This is a genomic window from Marinitenerispora sediminis, from assembly GCF_003336425.1.
In the GTDB taxonomy this organism is placed as follows: Bacteria; Actinomycetota; Actinomycetes; order Streptosporangiales; family Streptosporangiaceae; genus Marinitenerispora; species Marinitenerispora sediminis.
On record NZ_QEIO01000118.1, the window covers coordinates 1 to 17,585 of the forward strand.

Sequence of the window (17,585 nt, forward strand, 5' to 3'; positions counted from 1 at the left end):
GCGCCCGCCGCGACATCACGGCGACCATCCCCCAGCCCACCGACCAGCGCGAGAACCGCCCCCAGGCGCGGATCGGCGAGCGGGCGGGCGCCCTCCGGCGTTCGACCGGGCCGCCTACCGCGGCCGCACCACCATCGGGAGATCGACCAACCCGCTCAAGCAGAACCACGCGGTCGCGACCAGGTACGGCACGAGGACCGCGGTCGATGACGCAACCGTCCACGTCCCCTCCATCCGCATCCGGCTACACGACCTCACCCGCTCAACAAACACGGCCTAGCGAAGCACCGCACCGTCGCGCATCTCGCCCGGGGGCTCCGGGGCCACGATCAGGCCGAGTTCCGCCGGATGCCTGAGCAGCGGGTGGTCCGGGAGCACGCGGACCGTGTAGCCGAAGGCTCCGGCGCGGTGCAGCGGGATGCGGCCGGCGTAGCGGACGAGGGGGCCGTCCGGGGCCTCCTGTGCGACCGGTTCGAGCCGGACCAGCGACGGGTCCACGAGTTCGTCCTCCGGGCCGACGCGGCCCAGGGCCGCCTCCACGCGGACGTCGGCCGGGTCCAGGTCGCCGAGCACCAGAGTGGCGCGCACGTCGAGTTCGTCACCCGCCTGCGGCGGGTCGGCCGTGCCGGCGGCCTCCACGTGCTCGACGTGCACGCCCGGCCACGCCTGGACGACGCGCTGCTTCCAGGCGGCGAGCTCCCGTACCCCCGCCAGCCCGTCGGCCGCGAGGCTGCGCGAGGAGTCGGCGGCGCCCTGGTACAGCTCGCGGACGTAGTCCCGCACCATGCGCGTGGCCAGCACCTTGGGGCCGAGCGAGACGAGGGTGTGCTTGACCATCTCCAGCCACCGCTTGGGCAGGCCGCCCTCGTCGTGGTCGTAGAACAGCGGCGCCACCTGCTCCTCGATCAGCGAGTAGAGCGCGGCGGCCTCCAGGTCGTCGCGGCGGTCGGGGTCCGCCACGTTGTCGGCGGTGGGGATGGCCCAGCCGTTGGAGCCGTCGAACCACTCGTCCCACCACCCGTCGCGCACGGACAGGTTCAGCCCGCCGTTCAGGGCGACCTTCATCCCCGACGTTCCGCACGCCTCCAGCGGCCGGAGCGGGTTGTTCAGCCACACGTCGCTGCCCTGCACCAGCGAGCGCGCGACCGCCATGTCGTAGTCCGGCAGGAAGACGACGCGGTGGCGGACGGCCGGGTCGTCGGCGAACCGCACGATCTCCTGGATGAGCCGCTTGCCGCCCTCGTCGGCGGGATGCGCCTTGCCCGAGATGACGATCTGGACGGGACGCTCCGGGTGCAGGAGCAGCCGGCGCAGCCGCTCGCGGTCGCGCAGCATCAGGGTGAGCCGCTTGTAGGAGGGGACCCGCCGGGCGAACCCGATCGTCAGCACGTCGGGGTCGAGCACGTCGTCGATCCAGCCGAGTTCGGCGTGGCTGGCGCCGCGCCGCCGCCACGAGCGCCGCAGCCGCCGGCGGGCGTCCTCGACGAGGCGGCGGCGCAGCGTGCGCCGCATCTCCCACAGGTCGCGCTCGTCGGCCCCGGTCACCTTGCGCCAGCCCTCGGGGCGCTCGAACTCGTCGGAGTCGGCGACCATCCGGCGCGCCAGCTCCTGGGCCTCCTCCGCCACCCAGGTGCGGGCGTGCACGCCGTTGGTGATGGAGGTGATCGGCACCTCGTCGGCGTCGAATCCGGGCCACAGCCCGCGGAACATCTCCCGGCTCACGGCGCCGTGCAGCCGGCTGACACCGTTGACCCGCTGCGCCAGCCGCATCCCCATCACGGCCATGTTGAAGACGTTGGGGTCGCCGCCCTCGTAGTTCTCGGTGCCGAGCGCCATGACCTGGTCGGGAGGCAGCCCTTCGACGGTCCCGTCGTCGGCGAAGTGCCGCTGCACCAGCTCGCGGGGGAAGCGGTCGATCCCCGCGGGCACCGGCGTGTGCGTGGTGAAGACGGTACCGGCGCGGGTGGCCTCCACGGCCTGCTCGAAGGTGAGGCCGTCGCCGGTGACGTACTCGCGGACCCGCTCCAGGCCGAGGAAGCCGGCGTGCCCCTCGTTCATGTGGAACACCTCGGGGGCCGGATGCCCGGTCAGCGCGCAGTAGGCGCGCACGGCGCGCAGGCCGCCGATCCCGAGGAGCAGTTCCTGGCGCAGCCGGTGCTCGGTGCCGCCACCGTAGAGACGGTCGGTCACCCGCCGCAGCTCGGCGTCGTTGGCCTCGTGGTCGGCGTCGAGCAGCAGCAGCGGGACCCGGCCGACCCGCGCGACCCACACGTGCGCGGTGAGCCCGCGGTCGCCCGGCAGCCCGATCCGGACCTCCGCGGGCGCGCCGTCCGGGTGCCGCAGCCGGGTCACCGGCAGCCCCCGCGGGTCCAGTTCGGGGTACTCCTCCAGCTGCCAGCCCTCGGGGGACAGCGACTGGGAGAAGTATCCGTGCCGATAGAGCAGCCCCACGCCGATGAGCGGCACGCCGAGGTCGCTGGCGCTCTTGAGGTGGTCGCCGGCCAGGATGCCCAGCCCGCCGGAGTACTGCGGCAGGGCCGCGGTCAGCCCGTACTCGGCCGAGAAGTAGGCGATGGCGGCGGGCGGCTCGGCGCCGGTGTCCCGGGGCAGGCCCTGGTACCAGCGCGGTTCGGTCAGGTAGCCGTCGAGGTCGTCCGCCGCGGCCCGCAGCCGCGCACGGAACGCCTCGTCCGCGGCGAGCTCCGCGAGGCGCTCGGCGCCGACCTCCCCGAGCAGCCGGAGCGGGTCGTGGTCGACCGCCTCCCACAGAGCGGGGTCGACGGCGGCGAACACCTCGCGGGTCGGGACGTGCCAAGCCCAGCGGAGGTTGGCAGCGAGCCGACCCAGCGCGGCGAGTTCCTCGGGCAGGACGGTACGGACGGTGAACCTACGGATCGCCTTCACGCAGCGGAGGCTAGTTCAATCGGTCGCCGCGATGCGAGCTGTTCGGGTGGTCCCACCGGGTGTGTCGGGAATTCGGTTCTCCGACGGTGCGGCACGCCGGACCGCACCGGCACGAAATAGGCGGGCGAAAGTTACTTCCCGTCCGCCTTGGACGCGAATTTTACTGTTTTCCGGGCAGATACCCAGCGCGTTTTCGCGCACTTAACACCGCGGTTACGCTCCGCACACGCACGCCGACGCCACCCCCTGTCCGCTTTGCCCAACTACTCGCCCGGCCATACGAAATGCCATGTCAGAGCCGGCCAGGTACCCTGTGAGTACAATCACAAAATTAGACGCGGCCGGACTGTCGGAGAGTCGCCCATTCCAGCCGACGATAGAGATTGAGGCGCCTCGTACGTCTCCGCCCGAGGGTCCCGAATAGCGGGCCTTTCGGCCGTCCCGTGCTGTCCACCGGAATGCGCGGACGCCGTCGCCGCACGGCATCAGCCCCGCCCACACTCGACATCTACGGTGCACCTGTGATCGGACGCTTTCCCATTCTCGACGTCGCCCCTGCTGTCGACTGCGGCACGGCGAAAGCCGTCGTCGGCGAGACCTTCCCCGTGAGCGCCACCGTGTTCCGCGAGGGCCACGACTCGCTGCGCGCCGGGGTGGTCCTGTGGGATCCGGAGGGCCGCCGGCAGCCCCTCGTCCCCATGTCCGAGACCGTCCCCGGCACGGACCGGCACAGTGCCGACGTGACCGTGACCTCGGAGGGCGAGTGGAGGTTCGCCGTCGAGGCGTGGACCGACCCCTATGCCACCTGGCGGCACGACGCCGAGATCAAGATCCCGCTCGGCCAGGACACGGAACTCATGCTGGAGGAGGGCGCCCGGCTGCTGGACCGCGCCGCCCGGCGGGTACCCCGCCGGCCCGCGCTCGCGGAGGTCGCGCGGCGGATGCGCGACCGCGCGCTGCCGGCCGGCGAGCGGCTGCGGGCCGCGGTGGCCCCCGAGGTCGCCGCGGAACTGGCAGCCGCCCCACTGCGCGAACTCGTCACCCGGTCCCCCCGCCACCCCGTCGTGGTGCACCGCAGGCGGGCGCTCTTCGGCTCCTGGTACGAGTTCTTCCCGCGCTCCGAGGGGGCCGTGCTGAACGGCGGGGACGGCGAGCCCCGGTCGGGCACCTTCGCCACCGCGGCCAAGCGGCTGCCCGCCATCGCCGACATGGGCTTCGACGTGGTGTACCTGCCGCCGATCCACCCGGTCGGGCACTCCTTCCGCAAGGGGCGCAACAACACGCTGACCCCGCAGCCGGGCGATCCCGGCTCACCGTGGGCCATCGGATCGCACGAGGGCGGCCACGACGCCGTCGACCCCGCCCTCGGCACGATCGAGGACTTCGACGCCTTCGTCGCCGAGGCCCGCGCGCTCGGGCTGGAGGTCGCGCTCGACCTCGCCCTGCAGGCGTCCCCCGACCACCCGTGGGTGGCCGAGCACCCCGAGTGGTTCACCGTCCGCGCCGACGGCTCGATCGCCTACGCGGAGAACCCGCCGAAGAAGTACCAGGACATCTATCCGATCAACTTCGACCGGGACCCGGAGGGCGTCTACGCCGAGGTGCTGCGGATCGTGCGGCACTGGATGGCGCACGGCGTCCGGATCTTCCGGGTGGACAACCCGCACACCAAGCCCGTGGCGTTCTGGGAGCGGCTGCTGGCCGACATCGCCCGCACCGACCCCGACGTGCTGTTCCTCGCCGAGGCGTTCACCCGGCCGGCGATGATGCACACCCTGGCCAAGATCGGGTTCCACCAGTCCTACACCTACTTCACGTGGCGCAACACCAAGGACGAGCTGGAGGAGTACCTCACCGACCTCAGCGGGGGCACCGCCGCCTACATGCGCCCGAACTTCTTCGCCAACACGCCGGACATCCTGCACGCCTACCTGCAGCACGGCGGCCGGCCCGCCTTCGAGATCCGCGCGGTGCTCGCGGCGACGCTCTCGCCGACGTGGGGGATCTACTCGGGCTACGAGCTCTGCGAGAACCAGGCGGTGCGTCCCGGCAGCGAGGAGTACCTGGACTCGGAGAAGTACCAGTACCGGCCCCGTGACTGGGCCGCGGCGGAAGCTACCGGAAACACCGTCACGGCTCTGATACGCAGGCTAAACTCGATACGACGCGATCATCCGGCGTTGCAGGAGCTGCGTAACCTGCGGTTCCACCACGTCGACCAACCGGAACTGATCTGCTATTCCAAACGGCTGGCCGGGGCCGGCGACCAGGGATCCGACGACGTCGTCCTGGTGGTCGTCAATCTCGATCCGCACCACACGCGCGAGGCGACGGTGTGGCTCGACATGCCCGCCCTGGGGGTCTCCTCCGACGATCCGATCATCGTCGCGGACCATCTGTCGGGCGCTTCGTACCACTGGGGACGGGCCAACTACGTCCGTCTCGACCCGCACGTTCAGACCGCACACGTATTCACAGTCACCCCCGCCGGAAGCACTCCGAGGTGACACGCAGTGGAGCCTTCCGTCGGCCGGGAACTGGACAGCCAACCGGTGGAGTACTAGTGAGCACACCCGAGCCGGGAACCGACAGCAGCCTCACGCCCCTCGTGGCCGTACCCGACACCTTCACCCACGAGAAGCCGCGCGATCCGTACTGGTACAAGCACGCGGTCTTCTACGAGGTGCTCGCCAGGGGATTCTACGATTCCAACGGCGACGGCACCGGCGACCTCCGTGGCCTGATCGACAAGTTGGACTACCTGGAGTGGCTGGGCATCGACTGCATCTGGCTGCTGCCGCTGTACGAGTCGCCGCTGCGCGACGGCGGCTACGACATCGCCGACTACATGAAGATCCTGCCGGAGTTCGGGCAGATCGCCGACTTCGTGGAGCTCGTCGACCAGGCGCACAAGCGCGGGATCCGCGTCATCGCCGACCTCGTCATGAACCACACCAGCGACCAGCACCCGTGGTTCAAGGCCTCCCGCGAGGACCCCGACGGCCCCTACGGCGACTTCTACGTCTGGTCCGACAGCACGGAGCGCTACGCCGACGCCCGCATCATCTTCGTGGACACCGAGCAGTCCAACTGGACCTACGACGAGGTGCGCGGCCAGTACTACTGGCACCGCTTCTTCTCGCACCAGCCGGACCTCAACTTCGAGAACCCGGCGGTCCAGGAGGCGATCCTGGAGGTGCTGCGCTTCTGGCTGGACCTCGGCATCGACGGCTTCCGCCTCGACGCCGTGCCCTACCTGTACGAGCGCGAGGGCACCAACTGCGAGAACCTCAAGGAGACCCACGAGTTCCTCAAGCGGATCCGGGCCGAGGTCGACCGGCTCTACCCCGACCGCGTGCTGCTGAGCGAGGCCAACCAGTGGCCCTCCGACGTCGTCGACTACTTCGGCGACTTCGAGTCCGGCGGCGACGAGTGCCACATGAACTTCCACTTCCCGCTGATGCCGCGGATGTTCATGGCCGTGCGGCGCGAGCAGCGCTACCCCATCTCGGAGATCCTGGCCCAGACCCCGGAGATCCCGCGCAACTGCCAGTGGGCCATCTTCCTGCGCAACCACGACGAGTTGACGCTGGAGATGGTCACCGACGAGGAGCGCGACTACATGTACTCCGAGTACGCCAAGGATCCGCGGATGCGCGCGAACGTGGGCATCCGCCGGCGGCTCGCGCCGCTCCTGGACAACGACCAGAACCAGATCGAGCTGTTCACCGCCCTGCTGCTGTCGCTGCCCGGCTCGCCGGTGCTCTACTACGGCGACGAGATCGGCATGGGCGACAACATCTGGCTCGGCGACCGCGACGCGGTGCGCACCCCCATGCAGTGGACGTCGGACCGCAACGCCGGGTTCTCCCGGTGCGACCCGGCACGGCTGTACCTGCCGCTGATCATGGACCCGGTGTACGGCTACCAGGCGCTCAACGTGGAGGCGCAGCGTGACAACCCCAGCTCGCTGCTGAACTGGACCCGGAAGATGATCCAGATCCGCAAGCGGCACCCGGTGTTCGGTACCGGCGACTTCACCGAGCTGCACGCGAGCAACCCGAGCGTGCTGGCGTTCGTCCGCGAGTACGGCGACGACCGGATGCTGTGCGTGAACAACCTGTCCAGGTTCCCGCAGCCGGTCGAGCTGGACCTGCGCAGGTTCCGCGGGGTCACGCCCGTCGAGTGCACCGGCGGGGTGCAGTTCCCGGCCATCGGGGAGCTGCCCTACCTGCTGACCCTGCCCGGGCACGGCTTCTACTGGTTCCAGCTGCCGCCGCGCGAGACGGTCGACGGCGCCGACCACGCCGAGACCGCGATCCCGGTCCCTCCGGCCTCGGACGCCGCGACGGCACCGCCGCCCGCCGAAGGCCCCACCGCACCGACGGCGCGAGAACGCGAGCCGGCGAGCGCGTCCGAGTACACGCGGCGCGCCCGGGACGCCGGTTCCCGGGCCTCTGCCCCGGCCTGACCACGAGGGAGCGACGGAACAGGAACACCGCACCATGACCCAGCTTGAGGAGCTTCTGGCCACCTGGATCCCGCAGCAGCGCTGGTTCGCCGGGAAGGGGCTGCCCGTCGACACCGTCACGGTGGAGGAGCAGCACGTCATCATCCCCGGTGTGCCCGGACTGCGGGCGCTGGTGGTCGCCGTCGGCCAGGGAGGCGTGGCCGACCGCTACCAGGTGCTCCTCGGGCTGCGGCGCGCGGGAACGCTCGGGAGCGATCTGCGGCACGCGTCCATCGGCTCCTGCGAACTCGCGCTGGAGGGGTCCGGCGGGACGGTCGTGCGCGACGTCTACGACGGCGCGCACGACCCGGAGCTCACCGGGCTGCTCCTGCAGCGCCTCGCCGAGGACGGCTCCGGGCGGGCGGTGCGGTTCCGCCGGCTGCCCGGGGTCGCCATCCGCCGCGGGCTGCGCAGCCTGGTGCTCACCGGCGAGCAGTCCAACACGTCGCTGGTCTTCGACGAGGAGTACATCCTCAAGCTGTTCCGCCGGCTGTGGCCGGGGCACAACCCCGACCTCGAGGTCACGGCGGCGCTGGCCGGGTCCCCGTTCGTGGCCCGGCCCTACGGCTGGATCGAGGCGGACCTGGCCGACCCGCACACCGGCGACCAGGTGCCCACGACGCTGGCCATGCTCCAGGAGTACCTGCGCAGCGCGACCGACGGCTGGGTGCTGGCGGCCACCAGTGTGCGCGACCTCTACGGTTCGCCGGAGATCGCGCCGGCCGACGCCGGGGGCGACTTCGCCGGCGAGGCCGAGCGGCTGGGCTCGGCCACCGCCGCGGTGCACCGCGACCTCGCCCGCGCGCTGCCGACCGACGTCCTGTCACCGGCGGCGCTGGCGGCCATGGCCGGCGCCATGGCCGGGCGGCTGCACCGCGCGGTGCGCGAGGTCGACGCGCTCGCCCCCTACGCCTCCGCGCTGCGGGCGGCGTTCGACGCCTTCGCCCGGCTGGACGCGCCGCTGCCCGTGCAGCGGGTGCACGGTGACTACCACCTGGGCCAGGTGGTGCGCACCGACGGGGGGTGGGTACTGCTGGACTTCGAGGGCGAGCCGGCGGTGCCGGTCGCCGAGCGGCAGCGGCTCTCCAGTCCGCTGCGCGACGTGGCCGGCATGCTGCGCTCCTTCGACTACGCGGCGCGGCACCAGCTCATCGGGCATCCGCGGGCGCCCGAGCTGGCCGGGACCGCCCGGGCGTGGGCGCAGCGCAACCGGGAGGCGTTCTCGGTCGGCTACGCCTACGGCGGCGGCATCGACCCCGAGAAGCACCAGACCGTGCTGCGCGCGTTCGAGTACGACAAGGCGGTGTACGAGGTGCTGTACGAGGCCCGGCACCGGCCGTCCTGGCTGCGCATCCCCCTCGACTCGATCGCCGCGCTGGCGGGATGACCCCGGGTGGCGGCGGCCGGTCGGCCGCGCGGAGCCGCGCCGGGACGGCCTTCGGTGACGCGGCCGTGCGGAGCCGCACCCGGGACGTTCCGGGTCGCCCGGGTACGGAGACGGAAAGAACCGCGGCCGGCGCGGCCCCCTGGCACGAGGACGGGATCCTGATGGACGACGCGCTCATCGCCGAGATCGACCAGCTCATCGCGGGTCGGCACCACGATCCGCACCGCGTCCTGGGGGCGCATCCCTGCCCCGAGGGCGTGGTGCTGCGCACCCTGCGGCCGCTCGCGCGGTCGGTGCACGCGGTGCTGGCCGACGGCACGCGGCTGGAGCTCGCGCACCTGCACGGCGGGGTGTTCGCGGCGGTGCTGCCGACCGCCGCGCCGCCCGGTGGCCCGGTCCCGGACTACCGGCTCGACGTGCGCTACTCCCCCGACGAGCCCGAGACGCTGGTGGACGACCCCTACCGCCACCTGCCCACGGTGGGCGAGCTCGACCTGCACCTCATCGGCGAGGGCCGGCATGAGGAGCTGTGGCGGGTGCTGGGCGCGCACACCCGGCGGTTCCCCTCGGTGCTGGGCGAGACCGCCGGCACGTCGTTCGCGGTCTGGGCGCCCGCGGCGCACGGGGTGCGGGTCATCGGCGACTTCAACCACTGGGACGGCACCGCGCACCCCATGCGCTCACTCGGCCGCTCCGGTGTGTGGGAGCTGTTCGTGCCCGGCGTCGGCGACGGCACACGCTACAAGTACCAGGTGCTCGGGACCGACGGCGTCTGGCGGGAGAAGGCCGACCCGGTCGCCTTCGCCACCGAGCGGCCGCCGGCGACGGCGTCGGTGGTGCACACCTCCGACCACCGCTGGCGCGACGGCGACTGGCTGGCCCGCCGCGCCGACGGCGACTGGACGCGCCGGCCCATGAGCGTCTACGAGGTGCACCTGGGCTCCTGGCGGCCCGGGCTCTCCTACGAGCGGCTGGCCACCGAACTGGTGTCCTACGTGCGCGAGATGGGCTTCACCCATGTGGAGTTCCTGCCGGTGGCCGAGCACCCGTTCGGCGGCTCGTGGGGCTACCAGGTGACCTCCTACTACGCGCCCACCTCGCGCTTCGGCTCCCCCGACGGGTTCCGGCTGCTCATCGACGAGCTGCACCGCGCGGGCGTCGGGGTGCTGCTCGACTGGGTGCCGGCGCACTTTCCGCGCGACGAGTGGGCGCTCGCCCGGTTCGACGGCACCCCGCTGTACGAGCACCCCGACCCGCGGCGCGGCGAGCACCCGGACTGGGGCACGCTGATCTTCGACTACGGGCGCGCCGAGGTCCGCAACTTCCTGGTGGCCAACGCGCTGTACTGGCTGGAGGAGTTCCACATCGACGGCCTGCGGGTCGACGCCGTGGCCTCGATGCTGTACCTGGACTACTCCCGGGAGTCCGGCGAGTGGGCACCGAACCAGTACGGGGGGCGCGAGAACCTGGAGGCCATCGCGTTCCTGCAGGAGCTGACCGCCACCGCCTACCGCCGCAGTCCGGGCGTCACGCTGATCGCGGAGGAGTCCACGGCCTGGCCCGGGGTGTGCCGGCCGACCGACTCCGGAGGGCTGGGGTTCGGGTTCAAGTGGAACATGGGCTGGATGCACGACACGCTGCACTACCTGCGCCGCGATCCCGTGCACCGGAGCCACCACCACAACGAGCTCACGTTCTCCATGGTGTACGCCTACAGCGAGAACTACGTGCTGCCGCTCTCGCACGACGAGGTGGTCCACGGCAAGCGGTCGCTGCTGAACAAGATGCCCGGGGACGAGTGGCAGCGCTGCGCCAACCTGCGCGCGCTGTTCGGCTACATGTGGGCCCACCCCGGCAAGCAGCTGCTCTTCATGGGCGGCGAGATCGCCCAGGGCGAGGAGTGGTCGCACGAGGACGGGGTGCAGTGGTGGCTGCTCGACCATCCGCACCACGCGGGGGTCCGGCGGCTGGTCGCCGACCTCAACCGGCTGTACCGGACCGCTCCGGCGCTGTGGTCGCGCGACTGCGAACCGGGCGGGTTCACCTGGATCGACGGCGGCGACGCCGCCGGGAACACGCTGTCCTTCCTGCGGCACGGCGACGACGGGTCCGTCCTGGCCTGCCTGGTGAACTTCTCGGGCACGCCCCACCCGGGGCGCCGGGTCGGGCTGCCGTTCGCCGGCCCGTGGCGCGAGGTGCTGAACACCGACGCCGCCGGCTACGGAGGAAGCGGCGTCGGCCAGCCCGGGGGCGTCGTGGCGGAGCCGGAGCCGTGGAACGGCCAGCCCGCGTCGGCGGTGCTGGCGTACCCGCCGCTGGCGACCGTGTGGCTCGTCCCGGGCGGACCGGGGTAGGACGCGGCGCTCAGGCCGCGAGCGCGCACCACGTGCTGTGCACCGGGGCCTCGGGCGGGGCCGCGAAGCCGTACCGTCCGCGCGAGCACAAGCCGATCATCGCCAGGCCGCGTCCCGACGTGGCCAGGGGGTCGTCCAGGGCGTCGGCCAGCGGGCACGGGACCGTCGGGACCTCGTCGCGCGGGCCGAGGTCCTGCACCTCCAGGCCCACCCACGCGCGGCGCAGGTAGAGCACGGCGGTGAAGACTCCCTCGTGGTCGCCGGAGCGGGTGTGCCGGATGGCGTTGGTCGCGAGCTCACTGGCGCACAGCAGCAGGTCGTCCCATACCTGGAGGGGGTAGCGGAACTCGGCGGTGCGCAGCGTGTCGGCCACGAAGTCGCGGCACGACTGCACCGCTCTTCGCTGCCCCGAGAACCCGCAGCGGCTCGACGGAGTGCCCCACGCCATGCCTGGATGCAATTGCATGATCGGGGGGATAACGTTGGTCACGGTTCAGCTCCCTGGGTCCACAGGTGAGTTGAGCGAGGCCCTGGCCGAGTGCTGCCTTCACTCGGCCAGGGCCGCTGTTTTATGCGGCCTCGGCATGACTTCACAGGAAGCGCTGCGTAGTCGTGTCGGCACCGCGATAGTTAGAAGTGTGCCCCGGCAGTCAGACCACGGCAACCTGTTTCGGCAGATTGCATTAGTCTTTTTTTCGTGAGGATCAGAGCCATGCCGTCGCGTTCAGGCAGCCCCACTGTCGCACTCTGGCAGCTCGCACGGGAGCTCCAACGACTCCGCCTCGCCCACAAGATGAACCGGACGGAAGTCGCCAAGGTCCTCGAAGTCAACTCCGCGACGGTGGGCCGCTGGGAGTCCACCGAGCGCGTGCCGCGCGAAAAGGAGCTGAAACAGCTCGCGCGGTACTACCAGTTGACGGCCGAGGAAATGGACGCACTGGTCGAATTGCGGCGACAAGCGGGCAAAAGAGGCTGGTGGCAGTCGTACGACCTCGGCCAGCGGTACGGCACGTTCATCGGCCTGGAGGCCGACGCCTCCGAGATCGAGATCTACGAGAGCAGCATCATCACGGGGCTGCTGCAGACCGAGGACTACGCCCGCGAGGTCATCCGCGGCACCGCCCCGCGCGGGAATCCGACCCCCGTGGAGCAGGAGGTGGAGGTCCGGCTCGCGCGGCAGCGGCGCTTCTACCGGGAGTCCGACTGCCAACTCTGGGTGATCATGGGCGAGGCCGCCCTGCGCCAACTGGCCGGCGACCGCAAGGTGATGCGGGACCAGTTGAGCCATCTTCTGGAGCTAATGGAGCACCCCAGAATTACACTCCAAGTCATCCCCTTTACCGCCGGCGTCCATGTCGGCATGCCATTGCCCAGCTTCATGATCATGCGGTTGGCCGATTATGGGCTGACAACTGTCTATGTGGAGGGAAACAGCAGTAACCTCTTCCTCGAAAGTGAAACTGATGTCGCCCGGCACGACGCCCTTTTCAACCAGCTGCGCCTCGCGGGAGTCGGCGGTGATCTGGGGCGGTCCCTGATTGCGGGCATCATCAGGGAGCTCTAAGGAGAGTGGCTGAATGATAACGAATCCCCCATCGCGGCACGCGAATCTCAATTCATGGAGGAAGTCCACCTATAGCGCATCAGGGGGTGCATGCGTTGAAGTGGGACATTTCAATACTGAAATCCGCCCGGCCCACCCCTGCCGCGTATCCCGGGGAACGGCCGCGTTCTCGTCCGGCGTGCGCGACTCCCGGACACCGGGCCAGGCCGCGCTCTACTTCGCCTCGGCGGAGTGGTCGGCGTTCCTCACGTCCGTCAAGAGCGGGATCCTCTGACCAGGCCGGGAAACGCCGCAGGCGCCGGTCGCGACCGGCGCCTGCCCCGCGCGGCCCCGGTCCGGGCCGGCAGCTCCGGGTTACTTGTTGTACTCGGTGACGTCCATGGAGGCGGCGATCTGGTCGTAGACCGCGGAGTACTGCGCGTCCACGGACCAGACGTACACCGCCACGTCACTCTTGGGCAGGAACCACAGCCGGACCTCGAAGGTCTCGTCGTTCTCGCACGTCACCGTCCACACCGAGTGGTGCGACTTCAGGCCGTCGGCGTGCTCGGTGAAGTCGGCGACGTCCTGCGTCGCCGAGGCGACCCCCACGTCGCCGGCCTCGGCGGTGGCCAGGCTGCGGCAGGTGTCCGGTTCGGCCGCCCAGCCGTCGTCCTGGTTGAACGCGTCCCCCCGCTTCGGCCAGGAGTCGGGGTCGCGCTGGGCCGCGTGCGGACGCACCTGCACGGCACCGTACCCGCACTCCTGCTGTCCCGGCGGCCGGATGCAGAGGACTCCGTCTGCCGCCTCCGCCTCCCAGCCCTCCGGGACCGCGATCTCGATGCCCTCGACGTCGGTCGGCGTCAGCTCGTCCGCCGCCGGCGCCTCCACCGCGGGCACCGCCCCACCGTACGTGGCGTCCGGACTCGGCCCTCCCTCCAGAGCGGCGGTGTCGACCGAGCCTCCGCCGCATCCGGCCACCGCCGTCAGCACGGCGGCCAGGGTCGCGAGGCCGGGGGTTAACGCCTTGAACCGCGATCGGCCGGGCGTGCCAGACATGCGATTCCCTTCTCAATGGAGCTTGACCTCACCGACGATAGCGGGCGAATCTGGCGTTCCGCGCCACACCCGTCCGAAGGCGAGAGGACACACCGAGGTGCGATTCGTCGGCTATTTCCCTCAATGGGGTATCTACGACCGCCATTACTTCGTCCGGGACGTGCACGCGAGCGGGCAGGCCGCCCGGCTCACCCACCTCACCTACGCGTTCGGCGAGCTGGACGAGAGCGGCCGGTGCGTCATGACCGAGGAGGCCACCGGCGACGCCTGGGCCGACTACCAGCGCCGGTTCTCCGCCTCGGAGAGCGTCGACGGGCGGGCGGACAAGTACGAGCAGCCGCTGGCCGGCAACTTCAACCAGCTGCGCAAGCTCAAGGCCCGCCACCCGCGGCTGAAGATCGGCATCTCCTTCGGCGGCTGGAACGCCTCGCGCTACTTCTCCAACGCCGCGCTGACGGCCGAGTCGCGCGCCGCCTTCGCGTCGTCGGCCGTCTCGCTGTACTTCGACGGCGACCTCCCCGTCGCCGAGGGAGAGCCGCAGGGCGGCCCGGGCGCGGCCGCCGGCATCTTCGACGCGATCGACTTCGACTGGGAGTGGCCGGGCTCCGGCGGCAACGAGCACAACGTGGTCCGCGACGCCGACCGGCACAACTTCACGCTGCTGCTCGCCGAGACCCGCCGGCAGCTCGACGCCTTCACCCGGCGCACCGGGCGGCCGGTGCAGATGAGCGCCTACCTGCCGGCCGACCGGGAGCGGGTGGCGGCCGGCATCGAACCGGAGGTCTTCCGCTACCTCGACTTCGGCATCGTCCAGGGCTACGACTTCCACGGCGACTGGGACCTCACCACCAACCACGCCTCGCAGCTCTACACCCCGCCGGACGACCCGTCGCCCTGCCGGCTGAGCGTGGACGCCGGAGTGCTCAACTACCTGGAGATGGGCGTGCCGCCGGCCAAGCTCCTCGTGGGCCTCCCGGGTTCGGGGCGCGGTTGGCGGGGCGTGCCGGTCAAGCGCAACGGGCTGTACCAGCAGGCGCGCGGCATCGCCGCGGGCAGCTGGGGGCCGGGCAGCGAGGACTACCGGACCCTGGTCCGACGCCCCGGTGAGCGGTTCCGGGACCGCGAGTACGGCGCGCTGTGGCTGTACGACGGCGACGAGTTCTGGAGCTATGACGATCCGGAGCTCGTGCGGCAGAAGGCCGCCTACGCCAAGGACCTCGGCCTGGGCGGTCTGAGCCTGTGGTCGCTGGACAACGACGACTCCCACGGGTCCCTGGTCCGGGCCATGCACGGGTAGCCGGCCGCCCGGTCCCCCTGCGGATGCGGGCGCGCGGCGGCGCCAGCCACTAGCCTGTGGGCATGGTGGATGTGGGGAAGCTGATCGAGCCCGTCGCGATGATCCACCGGCGGCGCACCGCGCCGCTGGTGCTCGAACTCGACCTGACGGAGGGCCTGACCGACGAGACCCCGGGTGACCCGCTGGGCCAGGTCATGGCGCTGCGCCGGCACCGCCTCTCCGACGTCGTCGAGGGGATCCGCCGCGCCGCGCGCGACCCCAGGGTGCGCGCCCTCGTGGCGCGGATCGGCGGCCAGCCGCTCGGCTTCGGGCGGGTGCAGGAGCTGCGCGCGGCCGTCACGGCGTTCCGCCGGTCGGGCAAGCCCACCGTGGCGTGGAGCGAGTCCTTCGGCGAGTTCGGTCCCGGCACCGTGCCCTACTACCTCGCCGCCGCGTTCGAGGAGATCGTCCTCCAGCCGTCCGGCTCGGTGGGGCTGACCGGCCTCAGCGTCACCAACAGGTTCTTCCGCGACGCCGTCGACAAGCTGGGCATCGAGTACGAGGTCGGCGCGCGGTACGAGTACAAGACCGCCGTCAACATGGTGACGGAGCGCGGTTTCACCGACGCCCACCGCGAGGCCGCCGGCCGCATCGTGGAGTCACTGACCGAGCAGATCGTCGAGGGGATCGGCGAGGGCCGGCACCGGCCCGCCGAGGAGGTGCGGGCGCTCATCGACCGCGGCCCCTTCCTGGCCGCCGAGGCGCTGGAGGCCGGCCTGGTGGACCGGCTCGGCTACCGCGACGAGGTGTACGCCGAACTCCTCGGCCGGTTCCGGCCGGCGGCGGGCTCCCACGACGCGCCGCCGCGGCTGCAGTACGTCGCCCGCTACCACCGCACCCATGCGCTGGCCAACCGCATCCCGGCGGTGCCGCGCGGCCGGCACTACGTGGGCCTCATCTCCGGCGTGGGCCAGATCGTGACCGGCCGCAGCCGGCGCTCGCCGCTGGGCGGCGGCAGCGCCATGGGCTCCGACACGGTGGCCGCGGCGTTCCGCGCCGCCCGGCGGGACCCGCACGTGCGGGCGGTGGTGTTCCGGGTCGACAGCCCGGGCGGCTCCTACATCGCCTCCGACGCCATCTGGCGCGAGGTGCGGCTGACCCGCGAGTCGGGGACGCCGGTGGTGGTCTCCATGGGCGACGTGGCGGGCTCCGGCGGGTACTTCGTCGCGCTCGGCGCCGACACCATCGTGGCGCAGCCCGGCACCCTCACCGGGTCCATCGGGGTGTTCGTCGGCAAGGCGGTGCTGACCGGCCTGCTGAGCCGCCTGGGCGTCTCCAGCGACTCCGTCGACGCCGGGGAGCACGCCCGGATGTTCGCCAGCGACCGGGGGTTCACCGAGTCGGAGTGGGAGCGCGTCAACGCGATGCTGGACCACATCTACGACGACTTCACGGCGAAGGTCGCCGCCTCGCGCGGGATGAGCCGGGAACGCGTCCACGAGCTGGCGCGCGGCCGGGTGTGGACCGGCCGCGACGCGGCAGCGAACGGGCTGGTCGACACGCTCGGCGGGGTCGAGACCGCCGCCCGGATCGCCCGGGAGAAGGCCGGTCTGCCGCCGCTCGCCGCGCTGCGGCCCTTCCCGCGCCCGCACCCGCTGGAGCGGCTGGTGCCGGCGGAGTCCAGCGAGGACCGCACGGCCGCGGCGGCGCGGCTGCGGCTGAGTTCCTGGGGCCCGCTGGCGGAGCTGTCGGCCCGGCTCGGCCTCCCCGCCGCCGGACCGCTGGTGGTGCCGGGCACGTGGGAGATCCGGTGACGGCGGAACCGCCGGACCCGGGGGCGTTCGCCACCGCCGAGTTCACCGAGACGGTGGCGCGCTTCGCCACCGGGGTCACCGTCGTGACCGTCCGGGACGGCCGCGACGACATCGGCAGCACGGTGAACGCGTTCGCGTCGATCTCGGCGGACCCGCCGATCGTCATGGTCAGCGTGCGGGCCGGAAGCTACCTGGCCGAAGTCGTGGACCGGCAGCGGGGGTTCGCGGTGAACGTCCTCGGCGCGCAGCACAAGGCCATCGCCGGCCGGTTCGCCGCCGAGGGCCGGCCCAGCGCGCGGCTGCTGCTGGCCGGCGAACCGCACCACCGGGGCGTGCGCTCCGGGGCGCTGGTGCTGGACACGGCGATCGCGGCGCTGGAGTGCTCGGTGACTCGGCGGGTCGAGGCCGGGGACCATGTCGTCTACCTGGCGGGCGTGGACTCGCTGCCGGAGGTCGGCGGGCTTCCGGTGGAGATGTCGCCGCTGCTGCGCTACGGGAGCCGCTACCGCACCCTCTGAGGGGGCCGCTGGCCCGCGGACGTTACCGATCGGGACCTCGCTGTGCCGGGGATGGCAGGTCGTTACAGCTCGGCGGCTAGTTCAATCTCGCGGCGAAGAGGAGTGCAATGAACCCATGGACGGCATTATGACCTTCCTCGGGATCATCGCTGTGGGACTGGTTCTCGCCGCGATCCTGTGACCGACCCGTAGCGGACCCCCGCATCGGACCCCCTCGACC

12 protein-coding genes are annotated in these 17,585 nt (G+C 71.6%); 9 read left to right on the plus strand and 3 right to left on the minus strand.

Annotation, left to right across the window (positions count from 1 at the left end; genetic code table 11):
* Positions 1 to 276 precede the first annotated feature (276 nt).
* The gene (gene glgP / locus DEF28_RS19890; protein ID WP_114398107.1) at positions 277 to 2,904 is read right to left on the minus strand and encodes an alpha-glucan family phosphorylase; all 2,628 of its coding nucleotides are present in this window, start codon (positions 2,902 to 2,904) and stop codon (positions 277 to 279) included.
* 521 nt (positions 2,905 to 3,425) lie between these two features.
* Between glgP and DEF28_RS19895 the strand changes: the two genes are divergently transcribed.
* The 4 genes from DEF28_RS19895 (at position 3,426) to glgB (ending at position 11,155) form a co-directional block, all read left to right on the plus strand.
* Complete coding sequence (locus DEF28_RS19895; protein WP_181874308.1) at positions 3,426 to 5,411, plus strand: alpha-1,4-glucan--maltose-1-phosphate maltosyltransferase; 1,986 nt, start codon at positions 3,426 to 3,428, stop codon at positions 5,409 to 5,411.
* Between the two features lie 101 nt (positions 5,412 to 5,512).
* Positions 5,513 to 7,375: a maltose alpha-D-glucosyltransferase gene (treS, locus tag DEF28_RS19900; protein WP_233515425.1), complete on the plus strand. Its 1,863-nt coding sequence runs from the start codon at positions 5,513 to 5,515 to the stop codon at positions 7,373 to 7,375.
* A 34-nt stretch (positions 7,376 to 7,409) separates the two neighbouring features.
* Positions 7,410 to 8,801, plus strand: a complete 1,392-nt coding sequence (locus DEF28_RS19905; RefSeq protein WP_114398106.1) for a maltokinase N-terminal cap-like domain-containing protein — start codon at positions 7,410 to 7,412, stop codon at positions 8,799 to 8,801.
* A gap of 161 nt (positions 8,802 to 8,962) precedes the next feature.
* Positions 8,963 to 11,155, plus strand: a complete 2,193-nt coding sequence (gene glgB / locus DEF28_RS19910) for a 1,4-alpha-glucan branching protein GlgB (protein WP_114398111.1) — start codon at positions 8,963 to 8,965, stop codon at positions 11,153 to 11,155.
* A gap of 10 nt (positions 11,156 to 11,165) precedes the next feature.
* Here glgB and DEF28_RS19915 read toward each other — a convergent pair whose 3' ends face one another.
* Positions 11,166 to 11,621 (minus strand): ATP-binding protein, encoded by a 456-nt coding sequence (locus DEF28_RS19915; RefSeq protein WP_147280131.1) that lies wholly within the window; start codon positions 11,619 to 11,621, stop codon positions 11,166 to 11,168.
* Positions 11,622 to 11,852: 231 nt separating this feature from the next.
* On the opposite strand from DEF28_RS19915, the gene DEF28_RS19920 reads away from it, so the two are divergent.
* Together DEF28_RS19920 and DEF28_RS19925 are read left to right on the plus strand one after the other, a co-directional pair.
* Positions 11,853 to 12,719, plus strand: a complete 867-nt coding sequence (locus tag DEF28_RS19920; RefSeq protein WP_147281078.1) for a helix-turn-helix domain-containing protein — start codon at positions 11,853 to 11,855, stop codon at positions 12,717 to 12,719.
* Between the two features lie 13 nt (positions 12,720 to 12,732).
* The gene (locus DEF28_RS19925) at positions 12,733 to 12,993 is read left to right on the plus strand and encodes a DUF397 domain-containing protein (RefSeq protein ID WP_114398103.1); all 261 of its coding nucleotides are present in this window, start codon (positions 12,733 to 12,735) and stop codon (positions 12,991 to 12,993) included.
* Positions 12,994 to 13,073: 80 nt separating this feature from the next.
* Here DEF28_RS19925 and DEF28_RS19930 read toward each other — a convergent pair whose 3' ends face one another.
* Positions 13,074 to 13,757 carry a hypothetical protein gene (locus tag DEF28_RS19930; RefSeq protein ID WP_114398102.1) on the minus strand — a complete coding sequence of 228 codons (684 nt, stop codon included), beginning with the start codon at positions 13,755 to 13,757 and terminating at the stop codon, positions 13,074 to 13,076.
* Between the two features lie 97 nt (positions 13,758 to 13,854).
* Here DEF28_RS19930 and DEF28_RS19935 point away from each other — a divergent pair, with 97 nt between their 5' ends.
* From DEF28_RS19935 to DEF28_RS19945, 3 genes are all read left to right on the plus strand, one after another.
* Positions 13,855 to 15,054: a glycoside hydrolase family 18 protein gene (locus DEF28_RS19935; RefSeq protein WP_114398101.1), complete on the plus strand. Its 1,200-nt coding sequence runs from the start codon at positions 13,855 to 13,857 to the stop codon at positions 15,052 to 15,054.
* 62 nt (positions 15,055 to 15,116) lie between these two features.
* Positions 15,117 to 16,847, plus strand: coding sequence for a signal peptide peptidase SppA (gene sppA, locus DEF28_RS19940; protein WP_114398110.1), 1,731 nt, complete (start codon positions 15,117 to 15,119; stop codon positions 16,845 to 16,847).
* Positions 16,844 to 17,365: a flavin reductase family protein gene (locus DEF28_RS19945; protein WP_114398100.1), complete on the plus strand. Its 522-nt coding sequence runs from the start codon at positions 16,844 to 16,846 to the stop codon at positions 17,363 to 17,365. The genes sppA and DEF28_RS19945 overlap by 4 nt, the downstream gene beginning before the upstream one ends.
* The last annotated feature ends 220 nt before the right edge of the window (positions 17,366 to 17,585 follow it).